The organism is Klebsiella sp. KPN54798 (assembly GCF_021184225.1).
GTDB lineage: Bacteria > Pseudomonadota > Gammaproteobacteria > Enterobacterales > Enterobacteriaceae > Klebsiella > Klebsiella pneumoniae.
On the sequence record NZ_CP089234.1, the window covers coordinates 524,491 to 542,390 of the forward strand.

25 protein-coding genes are annotated in these 17,900 nt (G+C 56.4%); 12 read left to right on the plus strand and 13 right to left on the minus strand.

Going from position 1 to position 17,900, the window contains the following annotated elements; all coding sequences use genetic code 11:
- Window positions 1-137: 137 nt before the first annotated feature.
- Complete coding sequence (gene elbB, locus LPQ25_RS02530; protein ID WP_004889584.1) at window positions 138-791, plus strand: isoprenoid biosynthesis glyoxalase ElbB; 654 nt, start codon at window positions 138-140, stop codon at window positions 789-791.
- Entirely contained in the window at window positions 788-1,513 is a 726-nt protein-coding gene (mtgA, locus tag LPQ25_RS02535; RefSeq protein ID WP_004174135.1) for a monofunctional biosynthetic peptidoglycan transglycosylase, read from the plus strand. The genes elbB and mtgA overlap by 4 nt, the downstream gene beginning before the upstream one ends.
- A gap of 63 nt (window positions 1,514-1,576) precedes the next feature.
- Here mtgA and npr read toward each other — a convergent pair whose 3' ends face one another.
- From npr to LPQ25_RS02590, 11 genes are all read right to left on the minus strand, one after another.
- Entirely contained in the window at window positions 1,577-1,849 is a 273-nt protein-coding gene (npr, locus tag LPQ25_RS02540) for a PTS phosphocarrier protein NPr (RefSeq protein ID WP_002918431.1), read from the minus strand.
- Window positions 1,846-2,700: an RNase adapter RapZ gene (gene rapZ / locus LPQ25_RS02545; RefSeq protein WP_002918428.1), complete on the minus strand. Its 855-nt coding sequence runs from the start codon at window positions 2,698-2,700 to the stop codon at window positions 1,846-1,848. Before rapZ ends, npr begins: the two co-directional genes overlap by 4 nt.
- Before the next feature lie 45 nt (window positions 2,701-2,745).
- Window positions 2,746-3,234: a PTS IIA-like nitrogen regulatory protein PtsN gene (gene ptsN / locus LPQ25_RS02550; RefSeq protein WP_004144926.1), complete on the minus strand. Its 489-nt coding sequence runs from the start codon at window positions 3,232-3,234 to the stop codon at window positions 2,746-2,748.
- 70 nt (window positions 3,235-3,304) lie between these two features.
- Window positions 3,305-3,592 carry a ribosome hibernation promoting factor gene (gene hpf / locus LPQ25_RS02555; RefSeq protein WP_002918423.1) on the minus strand — a complete coding sequence of 96 codons (288 nt, stop codon included), beginning with the start codon at window positions 3,590-3,592 and terminating at the stop codon, window positions 3,305-3,307.
- Between the two features lie 22 nt (window positions 3,593-3,614).
- A complete protein-coding gene (rpoN, locus tag LPQ25_RS02560; protein ID WP_002918420.1) occupies window positions 3,615-5,048 on the minus strand; it encodes an RNA polymerase factor sigma-54 in 1,434 nt (477 codons plus the stop codon).
- Between the two features lie 47 nt (window positions 5,049-5,095).
- Window positions 5,096-5,821 (minus strand): LPS export ABC transporter ATP-binding protein, encoded by a 726-nt coding sequence (gene lptB / locus LPQ25_RS02565; RefSeq protein ID WP_014906868.1) that lies wholly within the window; start codon window positions 5,819-5,821, stop codon window positions 5,096-5,098.
- Window positions 5,822-5,827: 6 nt separating this feature from the next.
- A complete protein-coding gene (lptA, locus tag LPQ25_RS02570; protein WP_002918415.1) occupies window positions 5,828-6,373 on the minus strand; it encodes a lipopolysaccharide ABC transporter substrate-binding protein LptA in 546 nt (181 codons plus the stop codon).
- Window positions 6,342-6,917, minus strand: coding sequence for an LPS export ABC transporter periplasmic protein LptC (gene lptC / locus LPQ25_RS02575; protein ID WP_002918413.1), 576 nt, complete (start codon window positions 6,915-6,917; stop codon window positions 6,342-6,344). Before lptC ends, lptA begins: the two co-directional genes overlap by 32 nt.
- Window positions 6,914-7,480 carry a 3-deoxy-manno-octulosonate-8-phosphatase KdsC gene (gene kdsC / locus LPQ25_RS02580; RefSeq protein ID WP_002918405.1) on the minus strand — a complete coding sequence of 189 codons (567 nt, stop codon included), beginning with the start codon at window positions 7,478-7,480 and terminating at the stop codon, window positions 6,914-6,916. Before kdsC ends, lptC begins: the two co-directional genes overlap by 4 nt.
- Window positions 7,481-7,494: 14 nt before the next feature.
- Window positions 7,495-8,499 carry an arabinose-5-phosphate isomerase KdsD gene (gene kdsD, locus LPQ25_RS02585; RefSeq protein ID WP_074424902.1) on the minus strand — a complete coding sequence of 335 codons (1,005 nt, stop codon included), beginning with the start codon at window positions 8,497-8,499 and terminating at the stop codon, window positions 7,495-7,497.
- Window positions 8,496-9,473 carry a calcium/sodium antiporter gene (locus LPQ25_RS02590; protein ID WP_014906870.1) on the minus strand — a complete coding sequence of 326 codons (978 nt, stop codon included), beginning with the start codon at window positions 9,471-9,473 and terminating at the stop codon, window positions 8,496-8,498. The genes kdsD and LPQ25_RS02590 overlap by 4 nt, the downstream gene beginning before the upstream one ends.
- 209 nt (window positions 9,474-9,682) lie before the next feature.
- On the opposite strand from LPQ25_RS02590, the gene mlaF reads away from it, so the two are divergent.
- From mlaF to murA, 7 genes are all read left to right on the plus strand, one after another.
- Complete coding sequence (gene mlaF, locus LPQ25_RS02595) at window positions 9,683-10,495, plus strand: phospholipid ABC transporter ATP-binding protein MlaF (protein WP_004150950.1); 813 nt, start codon at window positions 9,683-9,685, stop codon at window positions 10,493-10,495.
- A 7-nt stretch (window positions 10,496-10,502) separates the two neighbouring features.
- Complete coding sequence (gene mlaE, locus LPQ25_RS02600; RefSeq protein WP_004150949.1) at window positions 10,503-11,285, plus strand: lipid asymmetry maintenance ABC transporter permease subunit MlaE; 783 nt, start codon at window positions 10,503-10,505, stop codon at window positions 11,283-11,285.
- 4 nt (window positions 11,286-11,289) lie between these two features.
- A complete protein-coding gene (gene mlaD / locus LPQ25_RS02605; protein ID WP_002918387.1) occupies window positions 11,290-11,841 on the plus strand; it encodes an outer membrane lipid asymmetry maintenance protein MlaD in 552 nt (183 codons plus the stop codon).
- Window positions 11,842-11,859: 18 nt separating this feature from the next.
- The gene (gene mlaC / locus LPQ25_RS02610; RefSeq protein WP_002918386.1) at window positions 11,860-12,495 is read left to right on the plus strand and encodes a phospholipid-binding protein MlaC; all 636 of its coding nucleotides are present in this window, start codon (window positions 11,860-11,862) and stop codon (window positions 12,493-12,495) included.
- On the plus strand, window positions 12,495-12,785 hold the full coding sequence (mlaB, locus tag LPQ25_RS02615; RefSeq protein WP_004174142.1) for a lipid asymmetry maintenance protein MlaB: 291 nt from the start codon (window positions 12,495-12,497) through the stop codon (window positions 12,783-12,785). Before mlaC ends, mlaB begins: the two co-directional genes overlap by 1 nt.
- Window positions 12,786-12,921: 136 nt before the next feature.
- Window positions 12,922-13,176, plus strand: a complete 255-nt coding sequence (ibaG, locus tag LPQ25_RS02620) for a BolA family iron metabolism protein IbaG (RefSeq protein ID WP_004144910.1) — start codon at window positions 12,922-12,924, stop codon at window positions 13,174-13,176.
- A 53-nt stretch (window positions 13,177-13,229) separates the two neighbouring features.
- Window positions 13,230-14,489, plus strand: coding sequence for a UDP-N-acetylglucosamine 1-carboxyvinyltransferase (gene murA, locus LPQ25_RS02625; RefSeq protein ID WP_002918382.1), 1,260 nt, complete (start codon window positions 13,230-13,232; stop codon window positions 14,487-14,489).
- A 55-nt stretch (window positions 14,490-14,544) separates the two neighbouring features.
- On the opposite strand, the gene sfsB is transcribed toward murA, so the two are convergent.
- Together sfsB and ispB are read right to left on the minus strand one after the other, a co-directional pair.
- Window positions 14,545-14,817, minus strand: coding sequence for a DNA-binding transcriptional regulator SfsB (sfsB, locus tag LPQ25_RS02630; protein WP_002918381.1), 273 nt, complete (start codon window positions 14,815-14,817; stop codon window positions 14,545-14,547).
- A 196-nt stretch (window positions 14,818-15,013) separates the two neighbouring features.
- Window positions 15,014-15,985: an octaprenyl diphosphate synthase gene (gene ispB, locus LPQ25_RS02635; protein ID WP_004144907.1), complete on the minus strand. Its 972-nt coding sequence runs from the start codon at window positions 15,983-15,985 to the stop codon at window positions 15,014-15,016.
- 260 nt (window positions 15,986-16,245) lie between these two features.
- On the opposite strand from ispB, the gene rplU reads away from it, so the two are divergent.
- The 3 genes from rplU (at window position 16,246) to LPQ25_RS02650 (ending at window position 17,894) form a co-directional block, all read left to right on the plus strand.
- A complete protein-coding gene (gene rplU / locus LPQ25_RS02640; RefSeq protein WP_002918379.1) occupies window positions 16,246-16,557 on the plus strand; it encodes a 50S ribosomal protein L21 in 312 nt (103 codons plus the stop codon).
- 20 nt (window positions 16,558-16,577) lie between these two features.
- Window positions 16,578-16,835 carry a 50S ribosomal protein L27 gene (gene rpmA / locus LPQ25_RS02645; RefSeq protein WP_002434222.1) on the plus strand — a complete coding sequence of 86 codons (258 nt, stop codon included), beginning with the start codon at window positions 16,578-16,580 and terminating at the stop codon, window positions 16,833-16,835.
- A 93-nt stretch (window positions 16,836-16,928) separates the two neighbouring features.
- Entirely contained in the window at window positions 16,929-17,894 is a 966-nt protein-coding gene (locus LPQ25_RS02650; RefSeq protein WP_004149938.1) for a DMT family transporter, read from the plus strand.
- Window positions 17,895-17,900 lie beyond the last annotated feature (6 nt).

The window sequence follows — 17,900 nt, forward strand, 5'->3', positions numbered from 1 at the left end:
GAAGAAGTGGATTGCTCGCTCATTAAGATAGCAAAGCTTAACTAATTTGTTACATGAATCAGTAAAATATGTGAAGCATAGCGAGTTAATCGACATTTTTGACTGGTTTCAGCGAGTTGCATGGAGGAGCGAAAGCGATGAAAAAAATTGGTGTGGTACTGGGCGGCTGCGGCGTGTACGACGGCAGTGAAATCCATGAGGCGGTGATTACCCTGCTGGCGATCGCGCGCAACGGCGCGCAGGCAGTGTGCTTTGCGCCCGATAAACCGCAGCGCGATGTCATCAACCATCTAACCGGGGAGGCGATGCCAGAGCAGCGCAATGTGCTGGTGGAAGCAGCGCGTATCGCCCGCGGCGACATCCTGCCGCTGGCGCAGGCGCGTGCGGAGACGCTGGACGCGCTGATCGTCCCTGGCGGCTTCGGCGCGGCGAAAAATCTAAGCAGCTTCGCCGCCGAGGGCAGCGAATGCCAGGTGGATCCCGATCTGCGGGCCCTGGCGCTGGCGATGCATCAGACCGGCAAGCCGCTGGGCTTTATGTGCATTGCCCCGGCGATGCTGCCGAAGATCTTTGCGTTTCCGCTGCGGATGACCATTGGGACCGATCTTGATACCGCCGATGTGGTGGAAGAGATGGGGGCAGAGCACGTGCCTTGCCCGGTCGACGACATCGTGGTGGATGAAGACAACAAAGTGGTCACCACTCCGGCGTATATGCTGGCGGAGGACATTGCGCAAGCCGCCACCGGAATTGAGAAGCTGGTGGCCCGCGTGCTGGCGCTGAGCGCATGAGGCTCCGCGTTGCGCCCCTTGCGCTATTAAAACGTCTGGCATTGCGTCTGCTGCTGATCGCCGCCGTTTTCTGGGGCGGGGGGATCGCGCTGTTTAGCGTGCTGCCGGTGCCGTTTTCGGCGGTGATGCTTGAGCGGCAGGTGAGCGCCTGGCTGTCCGGCGATTTCCATTATCTGGCGCATTCCGACTGGGTTGCCATGGATAAGATCTCTCCATGGATGGGGCTGGCGGTGATTGCCGCCGAAGATCAGAAGTTCCCGGAACACTGGGGGTTCGACGTGTCGGCGATTGAGAAAGCGCTGGCGCACAATGAACGTCACGAGACCCGCATCCGCGGCGCGTCAACGCTGTCGCAGCAGACGGCGAAAAACCTGTTTTTATGGGATGGCCGCAGCTGGCTGCGTAAGGGGCTGGAAGCCGGGCTGACTGTCGGGATCGAAACCGTGTGGAGTAAAAAGCGGATCCTGACCGTCTACCTGAATATTGCCGAGTTCGGCGATGGGATATTTGGTGTGGAAGCGGCCGCCCAGCGCTATTTTCATAAACCCGCCAGTCAGCTGACGCCGGGGGAAGCGGCTCTGCTGGCCGCGGTGCTGCCGAACCCGATCCGCTATCGCGCCGATGCGCCGTCAGGCTATGTGCGCAGTCGTCAGGCCTGGATCTTACGCCAGATGCGACAGCTGGGCGGGGAAGGGTTCATGCGCGAGCATAAGCTCTATTAGCAGGTTACTCCGGCGCCGGGGCTGGTACAGTCGCCAGTCGTCCGTCGCCGGGATGCGTCACGTTTAGTCTTCGTCAAAGCCAGCGTTAAACAGGGCAATCACCGCGGCGAGGGCTTCAACTTCCTGCGGACCGCTGGCCTCCACCTCTATCTGTCGCCCTTTCGCCGAGTCCAGCATCAGCAGGGCAATCACGCTGTTGGCTTCCGCCTCCGTGCCTTCATCGTTGCGCAGCAGTACTTCGGCATCGAAATTCTGCATCAGTTCGAACAGCTTCATCGCCGGGCGGGCGTGCATGCCCAGCTTATTGGTGATTTCAACGGTCTGCTTTACGGTCATGATTTACGTTTTTCCAGCGTCCGATGACGAGACTGCACGTTCTTGCCGCGCGAGCGGAAGTAGTCAGCCAGTTGTTCAGCAATATAAACCGAACGATGTTTACCGCCGGTACAGCCAATGGCCACCGTCAGATAGCTGCGATTGTTGGTCTCCAGCATCGGTAACCATAGCTCAAGATAGCTTCGGGTCTGATAAATAAAGTTGTGCACTTCAGTGTGCCGATCGAGGAAGGCGGCCACTGGTTTATCCAGGCCGGTCATTGGACGCAGTTTCGGATCCCAGTGCGGGTTGGGCAGAAAGCGCACGTCAAAGACGTAATCGGCATCGATCGGAATACCGTGCTTGAAGCCGAAGGATTCGAAGACCATCGTCAGTTCACGCTCGCGTTTACCCAGCAGTCGGGTACGCAGCATCTCGGCCAACTCATGCACCGACATTTCCGACGTATCGACGATCAGATCGGCGCGGGAGCGCAGGGGCTCCAGCAGATCGCTCTCTTCGTCGATGGCGCTTTCCAGCGACAGATTCTTGCTGGAGAGCGGGTGCAGGCGACGGGTATCGCTGTACCGGCGGATCAGGGTATTGCGGTCGGCATCAAGGAACAGCAGCTGCGGAGAAAAACATTCCGGCAGATTCTGCATCGCCTGCTCGAAGATCTCCGGGGATTCCGGCATGTTACGCACGTCGATGCTGACGGCCGCGGAGATATTACGGTCAGCCAGCGACCGCGCCAGGTCGGGCAGCAGCACGACCGGCAGGTTATCCACGCAGTAAAAGCCCATATCTTCCAGCGCTCGCAGAGCGACGGATTTCCCCGAGCCCGAGCGGCCGCTGACGATCATCAGTACCATGTACCGTTTCTCCTCAGTACGATAAAGGATAAGGTGCGACTGCCGTTATGCGTCATCGCTGCTTCCTGCTTCGGTAATGATCTCATACAACTCTTCATCGCTCTGCGCCGCGCGCAGGCGACGACAAATCGCTTTGTCCGCCAGCCGTTTGGCCACCAGGGAGAGCGTATGCAGGTGAGTTTTTGTCTGGTCGGCCGGCACCAGCAGCGCGAACAGCAGGTCGACAGGCTGATTGTCGATCGCGTCGAAGGCGATGGGGGTTTCCAGCTGGACAAAAACGCCGACAGCACGCAGCGTATCCTCTTCCAGTTTTCCGTGGGGAATGGCAATACCATTGCCGATCCCGGTACTGCCCATTTTTTCGCGGGTGAGGATCGCTTCGAACACCACCTGCGGCGGCAAACTTAACTGTTTGGCGGCCAGTTCGCTGATGATTTCCAGAGCACGCTTCTTGCTCTGGCAGTGCACCTGGCTACGGGTACATTCCTGGTTCAGGACGTTGCTCAGTTGTAGAGCCGAATCGTTGTTCATCATAATTTCACCTGAGCGCCCCCGCGCCCGTCGCCGATGATATCCAGCGGCGGGCGCAAGGGGGCCCGGACAATTAGTGTTGTTTTAGTTTATCTTTGTGCTTCGTTAACTGTCTTGCCAGCTTGTCGATAAGACCATCGACAGCCGCATACATATCCTGCCCTTCCGCACTGGCATGGATTTCGCCACCGTTGACATGCAGATTCGCGTCCGCAATTTGCGTCACTTTCTCTACTTTTAACACAATATAGACCTGATTGATCCGGTCGAAAAATTGCTCCAGCTTGCTGAACTTCGCCGTAACGAATTCGCGCATCGCAGGCGTAATTTCGACGTTGTGTCCTGTAATGTTGAGCTGCATAGTGTCTTCCTTATCGGTTATGTCAGACCAGTTGTTTACGCTGGTTTGACGGCGGGATGGATAAAGACTCTCTGTACTTCGCGACAGTGCGGCGCGCCACCATAATACCCTGCTCGGACAGCATGGAGGTGAGCTTACTGTCGCTCAACGGCTTCGCGGGGTTTTCCGCGGCGATGAGCTTCTTCACCAGCGCGCGAATAGCCGTCGACGAGGCTTCGCCTCCGCCTTCGGTATTCACATGGCTGGAGAAGAAATACTTCAGTTCAAAAATACCGCGCGGACTGTGCAGATATTTTTGCGTGGTGACACGGGAAATCGTCGATTCATGCATCTCGACGGCCTGGGCGATATCGGCCAGCACCATCGGCTTCATATACTCTTCACCCTGTTCGAAAAAAGCCTGCTGCTGCTCTACGATGCAGCGGCTGACGCGCAGCAGGGTATCGTTGCGGCTTTCCAGACTTTTAATCAGCCAGCGGGCTTCCTGCAGATTGCTGCGAATGAACTGGCCGTCGGCGTCATTGCGGGCGCTGTTGCCCATTGCCGCATACTGCTGATTTATTTTCAACCGTGGAATGCTGTCGGCGTTGAGCTCGACGGTCCAGCGGCCGCTCACCTTGCGCACCAGCACATCCGGGATGACATATTCCGGTTCGCTGGTCTGAATGGACTGGCCAGGGCGAGGATCCAGGGACTGGATTAGGTTGACCGCCTCTTTAAGCACCTCTTCTTTCAGGCGGGTGACTCGCATTAGAGTGCGGAAATCATGGTTGGCCAGCAGATCAAGATGGTCGCTGATAATCAGCCGGGCCTCTTCCAGCCACGGCGTCTCTTTAGCAAATTGCGACAGCTGGATCAGCAGGCAGTCGCGCAGATCTTTCGCTGCGACGCCAACCGGATCAAAACGCTGGATTCGCTTGAGGACCGCTTCCACCTCCTCCAGGCCGATCTCGTCATCGCCGATGCTGTCGACAATATCTTCAATCTGAATCGTGAGGTACCCCGTATCGTCGACGGCGTCGACGATAGAGGTGGCAATAGCGCGGTCGGTGTCGGTGAAAGGCGTCAGCTCAACCTGCCACATCAGATAGTCCTGCAGCGTCTGGGTGGTCTCGCCTTGATAGACGGGAAGCTCGTCGTCCTGATAGTCGACGCCGTTACCCGACGGCGTGCCAGCGGTATAGATTTCATCCCAGCTGGCATCGAGAGGCAGTTCGTCGGGCATCTCTTTTTGCTCAAGCGCATCGACGGTATCGAGGGACTCGCGGTCCTCCACCTCTTTTGCCTCTACCTCGTCGTGAAGATCGGTTTGCTCAAGCAACGGGTTACTTTCCAGCGCTTGCTGGAGCTCTTGCTGGAGTTCTAACGTGGACAACTGCAGCAAACGAATCGCCTGCTGCAGCTGCGGCGTCATGGCAAGCTGTTGACTAAGCCTTAATTGCAAACCTTGCTTCATGTTCAGGGTAAATATCTCCGGCTAAAACGTCTGTAACCTCTACCCTATCAGAGTCTGAAGTCTTCCCCAAGATACACGCGCTTAACCTGCTCATCTTCGAGGATCTGCTGCGGTGTACCATGAGCGATAAGGTGTCCCTGACTGACAATATACGCGCGTTCGCAGACCGCGAGGGTCTCACGGACGTTATGGTCGGTAATCAGAACGCCGAGACCGCTGTCGCGCAGGTGCTCAATGATGCGTTTAATATCGATAACGGAGATCGGATCCACGCCGGCAAAGGGTTCATCCAGAAGAATAAATTTCGGATTCGCCGCCAGCGCGCGGGCGATTTCGACGCGGCGGCGTTCACCACCGGAGAGCGCCTGACCGAGGCTGTCGCGCAGGTGCTCAATATGAAACTCTTCCATCAGCTCTTTAGCGCGATCTTCCCGTTGCTCGCTGGTTAAATCGTCACGGATCTGCAGGACCGCCATCAGGTTGTCATAGACGCTGAGGCGACGGAAAATCGACGCTTCCTGCGGCAGGTAGCCGATGCCCCGTCGCGCGCGCGCGTGCAGCGGCAGCAGGCTGATGTCTTCTTCATCGATGATGATATTGCCTGCGTCGCGGGGCACAATCCCGACCACCATGTAGAAGGTGGTCGTTTTACCGGCGCCGTTCGGGCCGAGCAAGCCGACAATCTCGCCCGAGTTAACGGTGAGACTGACATCTTCCACCACGCGGCGGCCTTTATACGCTTTAGCGAGATTCTTCGCAGTTAAGGTTGCCATAACGGATTAGTTACTCTTCTTTTGCTGGTTGCCGCTTTTGTCCTGCAGCTCGGACGGCACCAGAACGGTGGTGACGCGTCGACCTTTGTCGCTGAAGGCCTGCATTTTTTGCTCTTTCACCAGATAGGTGATCTTGTCGCCCTTGATGTTGCTGTCGAGCTGTTCCAGATAAGCGTTGCCCGTCAGCACGACGTAATCGTTCTGCAGCTCGTAGCGCATTTTCGACGCCCGGCCTTTTACCGGCTTGCCGTTATCCTGCATCTGATAGAAAGTAGCCGGGTTACCGAAACCTTCGATCACCTCTTTGCCTTTCTCGTTGCCCGGACGGGTGACCACCACTTTATCAGCGTTAATCTTGATCGTCCCCTGGGTCACGACCACGTTACCGGTGAAGGTGACGACATTGCCCTGCATGTCCAGCGACTGCTGATCGGATTCGATATGGATCGGCTGATCGGTATCGCCCGTCTTGGCGAGGGCCGGCAGGCTGGCGGCCAGTAACGCGCCGGCGAGCGCAATCTTAAGGCTGAGTTTGTTTGTTCTGAATTTCATAAGAGGTTCTCACCTTTTCAATCAGCTCGGCATTTTTGCTGCGAAGGTTTCCACGCATTTTCAGGCCGCTGGAATTAAATGTGGTGCCGTATAACGTCACCATGTCATCGGAGGTAACGTCCTGCGTTACCAGATTTATCTGGGCGTTATCCGTCGTAATTTTGCGCAGTTGAGAATCTGGCGCGAGCGCATTCACCTCAACGTGCCCGTAAAGATAGAGCATCCGGTCATTCGTCAGCTTCGCTTTGTCTGCTCTGACCGACCAGGTAGGCACCTTGTTAGTATCAAAGGTGGTCATCACCGGTTTGGTAAACCAGGAGACCTCCTGATCGGAAAAATATTCCACGTGCTCGGCAATCAGCCGATAGCTCAGGGCGCCTTCCGGACTGTATACCACGGTGTCGGTATGTTCGCTTTTATACGTAGGGTCGTTAGGATTGACCTCCGGCTGGGCCGTGTCGTCCGTATTCGCCAGATTCAGGCCGATAAGGATCAGCGCGAGCAGCGACAGTAAAATGATAACCCAACGTCTGGTTTTACTCATATTGATTGCCCTTTGGCCTCATCCAACTTGCCCTGCGCCAATAGTAACAAATCGCAGACTTCGCGTACCGCGCCGCGTCCGCCGTTAATTCGCGTGACATAATTCGCCCGCGGTAGCAGCAGCGGATGCGCATCGGCGACGGCGACGCTAAGGCCCACTTCGGCCATCACCGGCCAGTCAATCAGATCGTCGCCGATGTAGGCGACTTCTTCCGGCCGCACGTGCAGTTTGTCCGTCAGATCGCGGAACGCCAGCAGCTTGTCCGACTGCCCCTGGTACAAATGCGTGATGCCCAGCGTCTGACAGCGATCTTCTACCAGTTTAGCTTTTCGCCCGGTAATAATCGCCACTTCAATACCCGAGGTCAGCGCGCAGCGGATACCATAGCCATCGCGGACGTTAAACGCTTTCAGCTCCTCGCCGTGATTACCCATATAGATAAGCCCGTCGGATAATACACCGTCGACATCAAGGATCAGTAGACGGATCTTCGCCGCGCGATCGACAAACGCCTGGCTTACCGGCCCGTAGCAGGTCGCTAACTGAGCATCAGCATTATTCATTATTTTTTCCTTACTTACACTACGCCCGCGCGCAGCAGATCGTGCATATGTACCACACCCAGCAGATGGTCGCCATCGGCAACCAGCACGCAGGTGATATGACGGGATTGCATCAGGTTTAGCGCATCCACCGCCAGAGTGCCGGGGCGGATGCGGATACCTCCCCGGGTCATGACGTCGGCAATGCTGGCATCGCGCATATCAACGCCGGTATCGAAGACCCGGCGCAGGTCACCGTCGGTAAAGATACCGATGATGTTCATATCGTCATCGCAGATAGCGGTCATGCCTAAATTTTTACGCGTGATTTCCAGCAGCGCATCGCGCAGGGTCGCCTGCAGGCCGACGTGCGGGATTTCATCACCGGTATGCATAATATCATTGACCCGCAGCAACAGCTTACGGCCGAGTGCGCCGCCCGGATGCGACAGGGCGAAATCCTCAGCGGTAAAGCCGCGGGCTTCCAGCAGGGCGACGGCGAGGGCATCACCCATCACCAGCGCGGCGGTGGTGCTCGACGTGGGCGCCAGTCCTAACGGGCAGGCCTCCTTCGGCACTTTCACGCACAGATGGATATCCGCCGCGCGCGCCATGCTGCTCTCCGGCCGGCTGGTGATACAGATAAGCTTCACCTGCTGGCGCTTGAGGACCGGGATCAGCGAGAGGATTTCATTCGATTCGCCGGAGTTCGACAGCGCAATTACCACATCCTGCGGGGTGACCATACCTAAATCACCGTGCGCCGCTTCGCCGGGGTGGACAAAAAATGCCGAGGTGCCGGTACTGGCGAAGGTTGCCGCCATTTTGCGGCCGATGTGGCCGGATTTGCCCATCCCCATCACCACGACTTTCCCGCCGCAGCGGAAAATCGTTTCGCAGGCATGGGTAAAGTCTTCATTTATGTATTGATCGAGCTGGGCCAGACCTTCACGTTCAATTTCCAGCACCTGACGGCCTGCCTGTTGAAAGTCAAAATCCGTGGGCAAATCTATTTGCGACATGATGTTATCCCGAATCATTCAACGAAGAGCGGTGCTGTCCAAAACAGCATCGCCAACCAAACCACAAAGCCGCCGACCAGCAGCGCGCCAACCAGTCGTCCCGGCTGCTGCTGACGGCGCCAGCACAGCACTGCGAAGATCAGGCTGACCAGCAGCATCACGCCATAATCGCGAGTGAAGGCTTCGGTCGCAAAGCTCCCCGGCGCGATCAGCGCCGGTAAACCCAGCACCAGTGCGATATTAAGGATATTGGCGCCGATGATATTGCCGATGGCAATATCATCTTCCCCTTTCCGCGCCCCGGCGATGGCGGTGGCCAGCTCCGGCAGGCTGGTGCCTATCGCCACCACCGTCAGGCCGACGGTCAGTTCGCTGATGGCGAAATAGTTTGCCAGCACTGTACTGTTATCCACCACCATGCGGGTCGCCATCGGCATGACGATCATCGCTACCCCTAACCAGAGCAGGGCGACCGGCAGCGACCCTTCGCGTGGCAGCTCCGCCAGCTGTTCGCGGGTCAGGCTATCGCTTCCCTGGCGCTCCGCCAGGCGAGCGATTTTGATGGTGAACAGCAGCCACAGAAGCGCTAACGTCAGTAAAAATAGCCCGTCGAGACGGGTCAGTTGTCCATCGTAGAGCACCAGTCCCGCCAGCACGCTGACCAGCAACATTAGCGGTAATTCGCGGCGCAGAATATCAGAATGCACGGTAAATGGCCTGAGTAAGGCGGCGAGACCGAGGATCAATAAGATATTGGTGATATTAGATCCGAGCGCGGTGCCGACCGCCAGATCGGTCTGCCCGTGCAGCGAGGCCGCGGTGGCGACCATGATCTCAGGCAGGCTGGTGCCGATACTGACCACTGTCATGCCGATGATCAGCGGCGGGATCCCCAACATACGACACAGGATGGAGGCGGCATAGACCAGACGATCGGCGCTGTAGACAACCAGCAATAAACCAATAATTAACAGAGCCGTCGCTAAGAGCATCTAAAGTCCTTTCTTCAGGTATAATCGTCGCCTCGCTGGGTTATCCCTACGCAGCGTAACGAATTCTTAATTTTGACTTTATGTGTGCCAAAAGTAAAACAAATGCCAGCTTTCGCTAACCTGTGCAGGTAAGATTCTGTAAAAATGTTGTGATTGTGGCGCAAGAAAGGGCCATGCTTGCCCGTCAGGTGTTTAGTAAGGATGATTTTATGAGCCAAACTCAGGCGAATTTAGTTGAAGTGCGCGGTATCCGCTTTTCACGCGGCGATCGTGTGATCTTCGACGACATCTCGCTGTCGGTGCCACGCGGTAAAATTACTGCGATCATGGGACCTTCGGGGATCGGCAAGACTACCCTGTTACGCCTGATCGGCGGCCAGATCCCGCCGGACAGGGGAGAGATCCTGTTTGATGGCGAGAACGTGCCGCAGATGACGCGTTCGCGTCTTTATACGGTGCGTAAGCGGATGAGCATGCTGTTCCAGTCCGGCGCGCTGTTCACCGATCTCAATGTCTTTGACAACGTTGCCTATCCGCTGCGCGAACATACGCATTTGCCGCCTGCGCTGCTGCATACGACGGTGATGATGAAGCTGGAAGCGGTGGGGCTACGCGGTGCGGCGAAGTTAATGCCTTCTGAGCTTTCCGGTGGGATGGCGCGCCGCGCCGCCCTGGCGAGAGCCATTGCCCTGGAGCCGGATCTGATTATGTTCGACGAACCGTTCGTCGGGCAGGATCCCATCACTATGGGCGTGCTGGTGAAGCTGATTTCTGAACTCAACAGCACGCTGGGTGTCACTTGCATCGTGGTTTCGCACGATGTGCCCGAGGTGCTTAGCATCGCGGACTACGCGTATATCGTGGCGGATAAAAAGATTGTCGCCCACGGTAGCGCCCAGTCGCTACGGGAGAATACCGATCCTCGGGTTCGTCAGTTCATTGATGGTATTGCCGACGGTCCGGTGCCGTTCCGTTATCCTGCTGGCGACTATCACCATGATTTATTAGGCATAGGGAGTTGAGCGACTCATGCTGTTTAATGCGCTGGCCGCGCTAGGTCATCGCGGTATTAAAACCACCGCGACGTTTGGACGCGCCGGATTAATGCTTTTCAACGCCGTTGTCGGCAAACCAGAGTTTCGCAAGCACGCGCCGCTGCTGGTTCGTCAACTCTATAACGTCGGCGTCCTGTCGATGCTGATTATCATTGTATCGGGCTTGTTTATCGGTATGGTGCTCGGGCTGCAGGGGTATCTGGTGTTAACCACCTACAGCGCAGAGACCAGTCTTGGCATGCTGGTGGCGCTGTCGCTGCTGCGTGAGCTGGGGCCGGTGGTCGCCGCGCTGCTGTTTGCCGGCCGCGCCGGGTCGGCGCTGACCGCCGAGATTGGCCTGATGCGGGCCACGGAACAGCTCTCCAGTATGGAGATGATGGCGGTGGATCCGCTGCGTCGCGTCATTTCCCCACGCTTCTGGGCCGGTGTCATTTCGCTGCCGCTGCTGACGATTATCTTCGTCGCGGTAGGGATCTGGGGCGGTGCGCTGGTGGGTGTGAGCTGGAAAGGCATTGACGGTGGTTTTTTCTGGACCGCGATGCAAAATGCCGTCGACTGGCGAATGGATCTGGTGAACTGCCTGATTAAGAGTCTGGTGTTCGCTATTACGGTAACCTGGATTGCGTTATTTAATGGTTATGACGCTATCCCCACTTCCGCCGGGATTAGCCGGGCGACAACGCGTACCGTGGTGCATGCGTCGCTGGCGGTTCTGGGGCTGGATTTTGTGCTGACTGCGCTGATGTTTGGGAATTGAGTTCATGCAAACGAAAAAAACTGAAATCTGGGTAGGGGTGTTCTTACTGGTGGCGCTGCTGGCGGCGCTGTTTGTCTGCCTGAAGGCGGCGAACGTCACCTCGCTACGCACCGAGCCGACTTATCGCCTTTATGCGACTTTCGATAACATCGGCGGCCTGAAGGCGCGCTCGCCGGTGCGCATCGGCGGCGTGGTAGTGGGGCGGGTAGCGGACATTACGCTCGATCCGAAAACCTATCTGCCACGCGTGGAGCTCGATATCGATGAGCGCTACAACCATATCCCGGATACCAGTTCGTTGGCGATCCGCACCTCTGGCCTGCTGGGCGAGCAGTACCTGGCGCTGAACGTCGGTTTTGAAGACCCGGACCTCGGGACGACTATCCTTAAAGACGGCGGCACTATCCAGGACACTAAGTCCGCCATGGTGCTGGAAGATCTGATTGGTCAGTTCCTTTATAACAGTAAGGGCGGCGACAATCAGAATTCTGGCAATGATAAGGCCGAGGCAGAAGGTCATACTGACGCGACGCCGGCAGCCGGCACGACGCATTAATTTCAGGAGAAATACGATATGTTTAAACGCTTACTCATGGTCGCCATGCTGGTGATTGCCCCGCTGACCGCCGTCCAGGCCGCAGATCAGTCCAATCCGTATAAGCTGATGAATGAAGCGGCGCAGAAAACCTTCGATCGCCTGAAGAATGAACAGCCGAAGATTAAAGCTAATCCTAACTATCTGCGCGACATCGTCGACCAGGAGTTATTGCCGTATGTACAGGTAAAATATGCCGGCGCGCTGGTGCTGGGCCGCTATTACAAAGAAGCGACCCCTGCGCAGCGTGAGGCCTATTTTGCCGCCTTCCGTGAATACCTGAAGCAGGCCTACGGTCAGGCGCTGGCGATGTACCATGGGCAGACTTACCAGATTGCTCCGGAGCAGCCGCTGGGCAGCGCAACCATCGTTCCGATCCGCGTCACTATCATCGACCCGAACGGTCGTCCGCCGGTACGTCTTGACTTCCAGTGGCGTAAAAATACCCAGACCGGCAACTGGCAGGCCTACGATATGATCGCGGAAGGGGTGAGCATGATCACCACCAAACAGAATGAGTGGAGCGATCTGCTGCGCACCAAGGGCGTTGATGGCCTGACCGCGCAGCTGAAAGCGATCTCTGCGCAGCCGATCACCCTGGAACAGAAAAAATAATGAGCGGGCAGCTGAGCTGGACTCGCGAGGGCGAGACGCTGGCGCTGCACGGGGAGCTGGATCAGGATCTGCTGGTCCCGCTCTGGGAGGCGCGCGCCCAGGCGACGGCGGGAACGGCGATCATCGATCTCAGTCAGACCACGCGCGTGGACACCGCGGGTCTGGCGCTGTTAGTGCATTTTGTGGCGCTGATTCGCCGTCAGGGCCGGGAAGCGCAGCTGGTCGGCAAGAGCGAAAACCTGCAAACGCTGATCGGTCTTTACAACCTGCCTGCCGATCTGATCTCATAATCTTTTCAGTGCCTTAGCACTGAAGTTATTCCGAAAGCCCTGGCAATCTTTTCGCCGGGGCTTTTTGCTTGTTTAAGACCGCGCCACTTTCCTCTAAGATGTTGGGCTGTTTTCACTATCAGATAAATTTGAGCCCATGGAAAATCATGAAATTCAGACCGTGCTGATGAACGCACTCCCCCTCCAGGAAGTCCACGTCTCTGGCGATGGCAGCCACTTTCAGGTTATTGCTGTGGGTGAGATGTTCGATGGCATGAGTCGGGTGAAAAAGCAGCAGAGCGTCTACGCGCCGCTGATGGAATATATTGCCGACAACCGCATCCATGCGCTGTCGATCAAGGCCTTTACTCCGCAGGAGTGGGCGCGAGACCGCAAACTCAATGGCTTCTAAGCTGTGGGGGATCCCCTGCAGCGTATGTGAATTTTTAATAGAGAACAGAATCAATGGATAAATTCCGTGTTCAGGGGCCGACTCGCCTTCAGGGTGAAGTCACCATCTCCGGGGCAAAAAACGCCGCCCTGCCAATCCTCTTTTCCGCGCTGCTTGCCGAAGAGCCGGTAGAGATCCAAAACGTACCTAAGCTGAAAGACATCGATACCACCATGAAGCTGCTGAGCCAGCTGGGCGCGAAGGTCGAGCGCAATGGTTCGGTATGGATTGACGCCGGCCCGGTCGATGTATTCTGTGCTCCGTACGATCTGGTGAAAACCATGCGCGCCTCTATCTGGGCGCTGGGCCCGTTGGTGGCGCGTTTCGGTCAGGGGCAAGTTTCTCTGCCTGGCGGCTGCGCTATCGGCGCGCGTCCGGTCGATCTGCATATTAGCGGTCTGGAGCAGCTAGGCGCCGAGATCAAACTGGAAGAAGGTTATGTCAAAGCCTCGGTCAGCGGTCGCCTGAAAGGCGCGCATATTGTGATGGATAAGGTGAGCGTCGGCGCCACCGTAACCATCATGAGCGCAGCGACGCTTGCGGAGGGAACGACGATTATTGAAAACGCCGCTCGCGAGCCGGAGATTGTCGATACCGCCAACTTCCTGAACGCGCTGGGCGCAAAAATCACAGGCCAGGGTAGCGATCGCATTACCATCGAAGGCGTGCAGCGCCTGGGCGGCGGCGTCTACCGTGTGCTGCCTGACCGTATTGAAACCGGGACTTTCCTGGTGGCCGCGGCGATTTCCGGCGGCAAGATCCTCTGCCGTAACGCGCAGCCGGATACCCTGGATGCCGTACTGGCGAAGCTGCGCGACGCCGGGGCTGACATCGAAACGGGCGAAGACTGGATCAGCCTCGATATGCACGGCAACCGTCCGAAAGCGGTCAACGTGCGTACCGCGCCGCACCCGGGCTTCCCGACCGATATGCAGGCCCAGTTCACGCTGCTTAACCTGGTAGCGGAAGGGACCGGCGTGATCACCGAAACGATCTTTGAAAACCGCTTCATGCACATTCCGGAGCTGATCCGTATGGGCGCGCACGCGGAGATCGAGAGCAATACCGCTATCTGTCACGGCGTGAAGCAGCTTTCTGGCGCGCAGGTGATGGCGACCGATTTGCGCGCGTCGGCGAGCCTGGTGCTGGCCGGCTGTATCGCTGAAGGGACCACCATCGTCGATCGCATCTATCATATCGATCGCGGCTATGAGCGTATCGAAGATAAACTGCAGGCGCTGGGCGCCAATATTCAACGCGTGAAGGGCGAGTAACCGCGTCCTGACAGCGCCCCGGGACGTTGTTCCGGGGCGCTGTCGAGCAATCACATCACTTGTCGATCTTCTTCTGACGCATCATCTGCGTTCTGTCGATAAACTCATGAGTCACCGGGTCGTGGTAGCGTGACGGCCAGATGACCCACGGCTGCGTTTCCAGCGCCGTGGCGATAATCAATTCGCCTTTCGGCCAGGGGCGGGTCAGGGCGTTCGCCAGCGTTGAAGAACTTAGTCCGTGCCGTCGCGACTCTGCCGCCAGCGATGTTCCCCGTTTACGTAATCCCGCAACAATATCTGCGGGATGCCAGTCGATGAACTTATCCATAAATTCTCCTGGTGTTAAAGGTCCAGATCGTCCCACATGGGCGATAGAGACACTATACCCGCGTACTATGTAGGGTTCTAACAAGTTCTGTTAAAGCGCCGGAATATTCAGAATCTATCAAGATATTCGGAAGTTTAGGGAGAGAAATGGCATTTTACTGGAACTTTCCCGCGCGTCGCGCGGGAAAGGAGGGGGATTAATGATCGCGCTGGACTGCAATATGCGCCAGCCCAATCAAGGCTTCGCGCCAGGGCGTGTCCGGGAGGATCTGCAGCGCGGCAATGGCTTTGTCAGCTTCTTCTTCGGCACGCTTCTGCGTCCATTCCAGCGAACCGCAGGTCGCCATCGTTTCCAGCACAGCATCCAGTAGATGGCGGCCGTTGCCTTGCTCGATCGCACCGCGGATCATCGCTGATTGATCGGGTGTGCCATGGTGCATGGCGTGCAGCAGCGGTAGCGTGGGTTTACCTTCGTTCAGGTCGTCACCGACGTTTTTACCGAGCCGCTCGCCGTCAGAGCTATAATCGAGTAAATCGTCGATTAGCTGGAAAGCGGTGCCGAGATAGCGGCCATAATCCTGCAACGCGCGCTCTTCTTCCGCAGTGCAGTCGGCCAGCAGTCCCGCACACTGCGAGGCAGCTTCAAACAGGCGCGCTGTCTTGCTGTAGATAACGCGCATGTAGTTCTCTTCGGTGATATCCGGGTCATTGACGTTCATCAGCTGCAGCACTTCGCCTTCGGCAATGACGTTCACTGCTTCCGACATGACCTCAAGGATCTTCAGCGAGCCCAGCTGGGTCATCATCTGAAAGGCGCGGGTATAGATAAAATCGCCGACCAGCACGCTGGCGGCATTGCCAAACGCCGCATTGGCCGTGGCTTTGCCGCGACGCATATCAGACTCATCGACGACGTCGTCATGCAGCAGGGTGGCGGTATGAATAAATTCAATCAGCGCGGCAATGGTGACATGCGCGCTCCCCTGATAGCCCACCGCGCGTGCGGCGAGCACAGCAATCATCGGGCGAATGCGTTTGCCGCCGCCGCTGACGATGTAATAGCCTAACTGATTGATAAGCTGAACATCGGAGTTGAGTTGCTCAAGAATCGTCGCATTGACACCCGCCATATCTTGCGCGGTTAACTCATTGATTTTTTCTAAATTCATCGCAAAAGCCGGGCCAAATGTCCTGTTACCATGAATCCAGGTGGGATCACAGAAGGATTAAGACAGAATTAAAAGAAGATATGATTGTACTGAAAAATTGCCGTAGATAAACGTTGTCGTGAAAGTTGTGTTTTTTTTCTGCATTGATCGCTAATCGCTCTTGTCAAAGGCTCGCGTTTTGCGTAATATTCGCGCCCTATTGTGAATATTTATAGCGCACTCTGAATCACATAAAGAGGTGCGCGGAAGCGGAGTTTTATATGTACGCGGTTTTCCAAAGTGGTGGTAAACAACACCGAGTAAGCGAAGGTCAGACCGTTCGCCTGGAAAAGCTGGACATCGCAACTGGCGAAGCTGTTGAATTCGCTGAAGTGCTGATGATCGCAAACGGTGAAGAAATCAAGATCGGCGTTCCTTTCGTTGAGGGCGGCGTAATCAAAGCTGAAGTTGTTGCTCACGGTCGTGGCGAGAAAGTTAAAATCGTTAAGTTTCGTCGTCGTAAACACTATCGTAAGCAGCAGGGCCATCGTCAGTGGTTCACTGATGTGAAAATCACTGGCATCAGCGCCTAAGACCTGAGGAGTAGATTTAAATGGCACATAAAAAGGCTGGCGGCTCGACTCGTAACGGTCGCGATTCAGAAGCTAAACGTCTGGGCGTAAAACGTTTCGGCGGTGAAGCAGTTCTGGCAGGTAGCATCATCGTTCGTCAACGTGGTACTAAATTCCACGCTGGTACCAACGTTGGTTGCGGCCGTGACCACACTCTGTTCGCTTTGACTGACGGTAAAGTCAAGTTCGAAGTTAAAGGCCCGAAAAACCGTAAATTCATCAGCATCGTTGCTGAATAAGTTTTTCGCGTCCCGGTAACGGATGAAAGCCCCGCAACACGTTGCGGGGCTTTTTACATTCGTCTACCGGAAAATTTTTGCAGGGAAACAGGCATGAAGCAGCAGGCTGGGATTGGCATTATTCTGGCGCTTACCACCGCAATGTGTTGGGGAGCGTTGCCGATTGCAATGAAACAGGTTCTCGAGGTGATGGCGCCGCCTACGGTGGTCTTTTATCGCTTCCTGATGGCCAGCATTGGGCTTGGCGCGATCCTCGCGATCAAAGGCAAACTGCCGCCGATGCGAATTTTTCGCAAGCCGCGCTGGCTGGTGTTATTAGCGATTGCCACCGGCGGTCTGTTCGGTAACTTCATCCTGTTTAGTTCTTCCCTGCAATACCTCAGCCCCACGGCTTCTCAGGTCATCGGCCAGCTATCGCCGGTGGGGATGATGGTGGCTAGCGTCGTAATTCTGAAAGAGCGCATGCGCGGCACCCAGGTGGTGGGCGCGTTGATGCTGCTCAGCGGGCTGGTGATGTTCTTCAATACCAGTCTGATTGAAATCTTTACCCGCCTGACGGACTACACGTGGGGGGTAATTTTCGGCGTTGCTGCCGCTACGGTGTGGGTAAGCTACGGCGTCGCGCAAAAGGTGTTATTGCGCCGTCTGGCATCACAGCAGATACTATTTTTGCTGTACACTTTGTGTACGATTGCATTACTGCCGCTTGCTGAGCCCGGAGTGATTTCCCGGTTAAGCAGCTGGCAACTGGCATGCCTGATTTTTTGCGGGCTGAATACCCTGGTCGGCTACGGGGCGCTGGCGGAAGCCATGGCGCGCTGGCAGGCGGCGCAGGTCAGCGCGTTAATCACCTTGACGCCACTGTTTACGCTACTGTTTTCTGATTTATTATCAATGGCCTGGCCCGATGTTTTCGCCAGACCGATGTTAAACCTGATTGGTTATCTCGGTGCGTTTGTCGTGGTTGCGGGCGCGATGTATTCCGCCATCGGTCATCGTCTTTGGGGACGTTGGCGTAAGCGAGAGGCGGTAGTACCGCTGCCCCGCTCAGGCGAATGATTTACG

What these genes read in the sequence shown, in the direction of transcription:
- hpf (WP_002918423.1), bottom strand. Translation starts at nt 3,592, where the DNA reads ATGCAGCTCAACATTACAGGACACAACGTCGAAATTACGCCTGCGATG.
- mlaF (WP_004150950.1), top strand. Translation starts at nt 9,683, where the DNA reads ATGAGCCAAACTCAGGCGAATTTAGTTGAAGTGCGCGGTATCCGCTTT.
- npr (WP_002918431.1), bottom strand. Translation starts at nt 1,849, where the DNA reads ATGACCGTAAAGCAGACCGTTGAAATCACCAATAAGCTGGGCATGCAC.
- LPQ25_RS02650 (WP_004149938.1), top strand. Translation starts at nt 16,929, where the DNA reads ATGAAGCAGCAGGCTGGGATTGGCATTATTCTGGCGCTTACCACCGCA.
- lptC (WP_002918413.1), bottom strand. Translation starts at nt 6,917, where the DNA reads ATGAGTAAAACCAGACGTTGGGTTATCATTTTACTGTCGCTGCTCGCG.
- murA (WP_002918382.1), top strand. Translation starts at nt 13,230, where the DNA reads ATGGATAAATTCCGTGTTCAGGGGCCGACTCGCCTTCAGGGTGAAGTC.
- rpoN (WP_002918420.1), bottom strand. Translation starts at nt 5,048, where the DNA reads ATGAAGCAAGGTTTGCAATTAAGGCTTAGTCAACAGCTTGCCATGACG.
- ispB (WP_004144907.1), bottom strand. Translation starts at nt 15,985, where the DNA reads ATGAATTTAGAAAAAATCAATGAGTTAACCGCGCAAGATATGGCGGGT.
- ibaG (WP_004144910.1), top strand. Translation starts at nt 12,922, where the DNA reads ATGGAAAATCATGAAATTCAGACCGTGCTGATGAACGCACTCCCCCTC.
- mtgA (WP_004174135.1), top strand. Translation starts at nt 788, where the DNA reads ATGAGGCTCCGCGTTGCGCCCCTTGCGCTATTAAAACGTCTGGCATTG.
- mlaC (WP_002918386.1), top strand. Translation starts at nt 11,860, where the DNA reads ATGTTTAAACGCTTACTCATGGTCGCCATGCTGGTGATTGCCCCGCTG.
- lptA (WP_002918415.1), bottom strand. Translation starts at nt 6,373, where the DNA reads ATGAAATTCAGAACAAACAAACTCAGCCTTAAGATTGCGCTCGCCGGC.
- mlaE (WP_004150949.1), top strand. Translation starts at nt 10,503, where the DNA reads ATGCTGTTTAATGCGCTGGCCGCGCTAGGTCATCGCGGTATTAAAACC.
- mlaB (WP_004174142.1), top strand. Translation starts at nt 12,495, where the DNA reads ATGAGCGGGCAGCTGAGCTGGACTCGCGAGGGCGAGACGCTGGCGCTG.
- sfsB (WP_002918381.1), bottom strand. Translation starts at nt 14,817, where the DNA reads ATGGATAAGTTCATCGACTGGCATCCCGCAGATATTGTTGCGGGATTA.
- mlaD (WP_002918387.1), top strand. Translation starts at nt 11,290, where the DNA reads ATGCAAACGAAAAAAACTGAAATCTGGGTAGGGGTGTTCTTACTGGTG.
- ptsN (WP_004144926.1), bottom strand. Translation starts at nt 3,234, where the DNA reads ATGATGAACAACGATTCGGCTCTACAACTGAGCAACGTCCTGAACCAG.
- LPQ25_RS02590 (WP_014906870.1), bottom strand. Translation starts at nt 9,473, where the DNA reads ATGCTCTTAGCGACGGCTCTGTTAATTATTGGTTTATTGCTGGTTGTC.
- elbB (WP_004889584.1), top strand. Translation starts at nt 138, where the DNA reads ATGAAAAAAATTGGTGTGGTACTGGGCGGCTGCGGCGTGTACGACGGC.
- kdsC (WP_002918405.1), bottom strand. Translation starts at nt 7,480, where the DNA reads ATGAATAATGCTGATGCTCAGTTAGCGACCTGCTACGGGCCGGTAAGC.
- rplU (WP_002918379.1), top strand. Translation starts at nt 16,246, where the DNA reads ATGTACGCGGTTTTCCAAAGTGGTGGTAAACAACACCGAGTAAGCGAA.
- rpmA (WP_002434222.1), top strand. Translation starts at nt 16,578, where the DNA reads ATGGCACATAAAAAGGCTGGCGGCTCGACTCGTAACGGTCGCGATTCA.
- lptB (WP_014906868.1), bottom strand. Translation starts at nt 5,821, where the DNA reads ATGGCAACCTTAACTGCGAAGAATCTCGCTAAAGCGTATAAAGGCCGC.
- kdsD (WP_074424902.1), bottom strand. Translation starts at nt 8,499, where the DNA reads ATGATTCGGGATAACATCATGTCGCAAATAGATTTGCCCACGGATTTT.
- rapZ (WP_002918428.1), bottom strand. Translation starts at nt 2,700, where the DNA reads ATGGTACTGATGATCGTCAGCGGCCGCTCGGGCTCGGGGAAATCCGTC.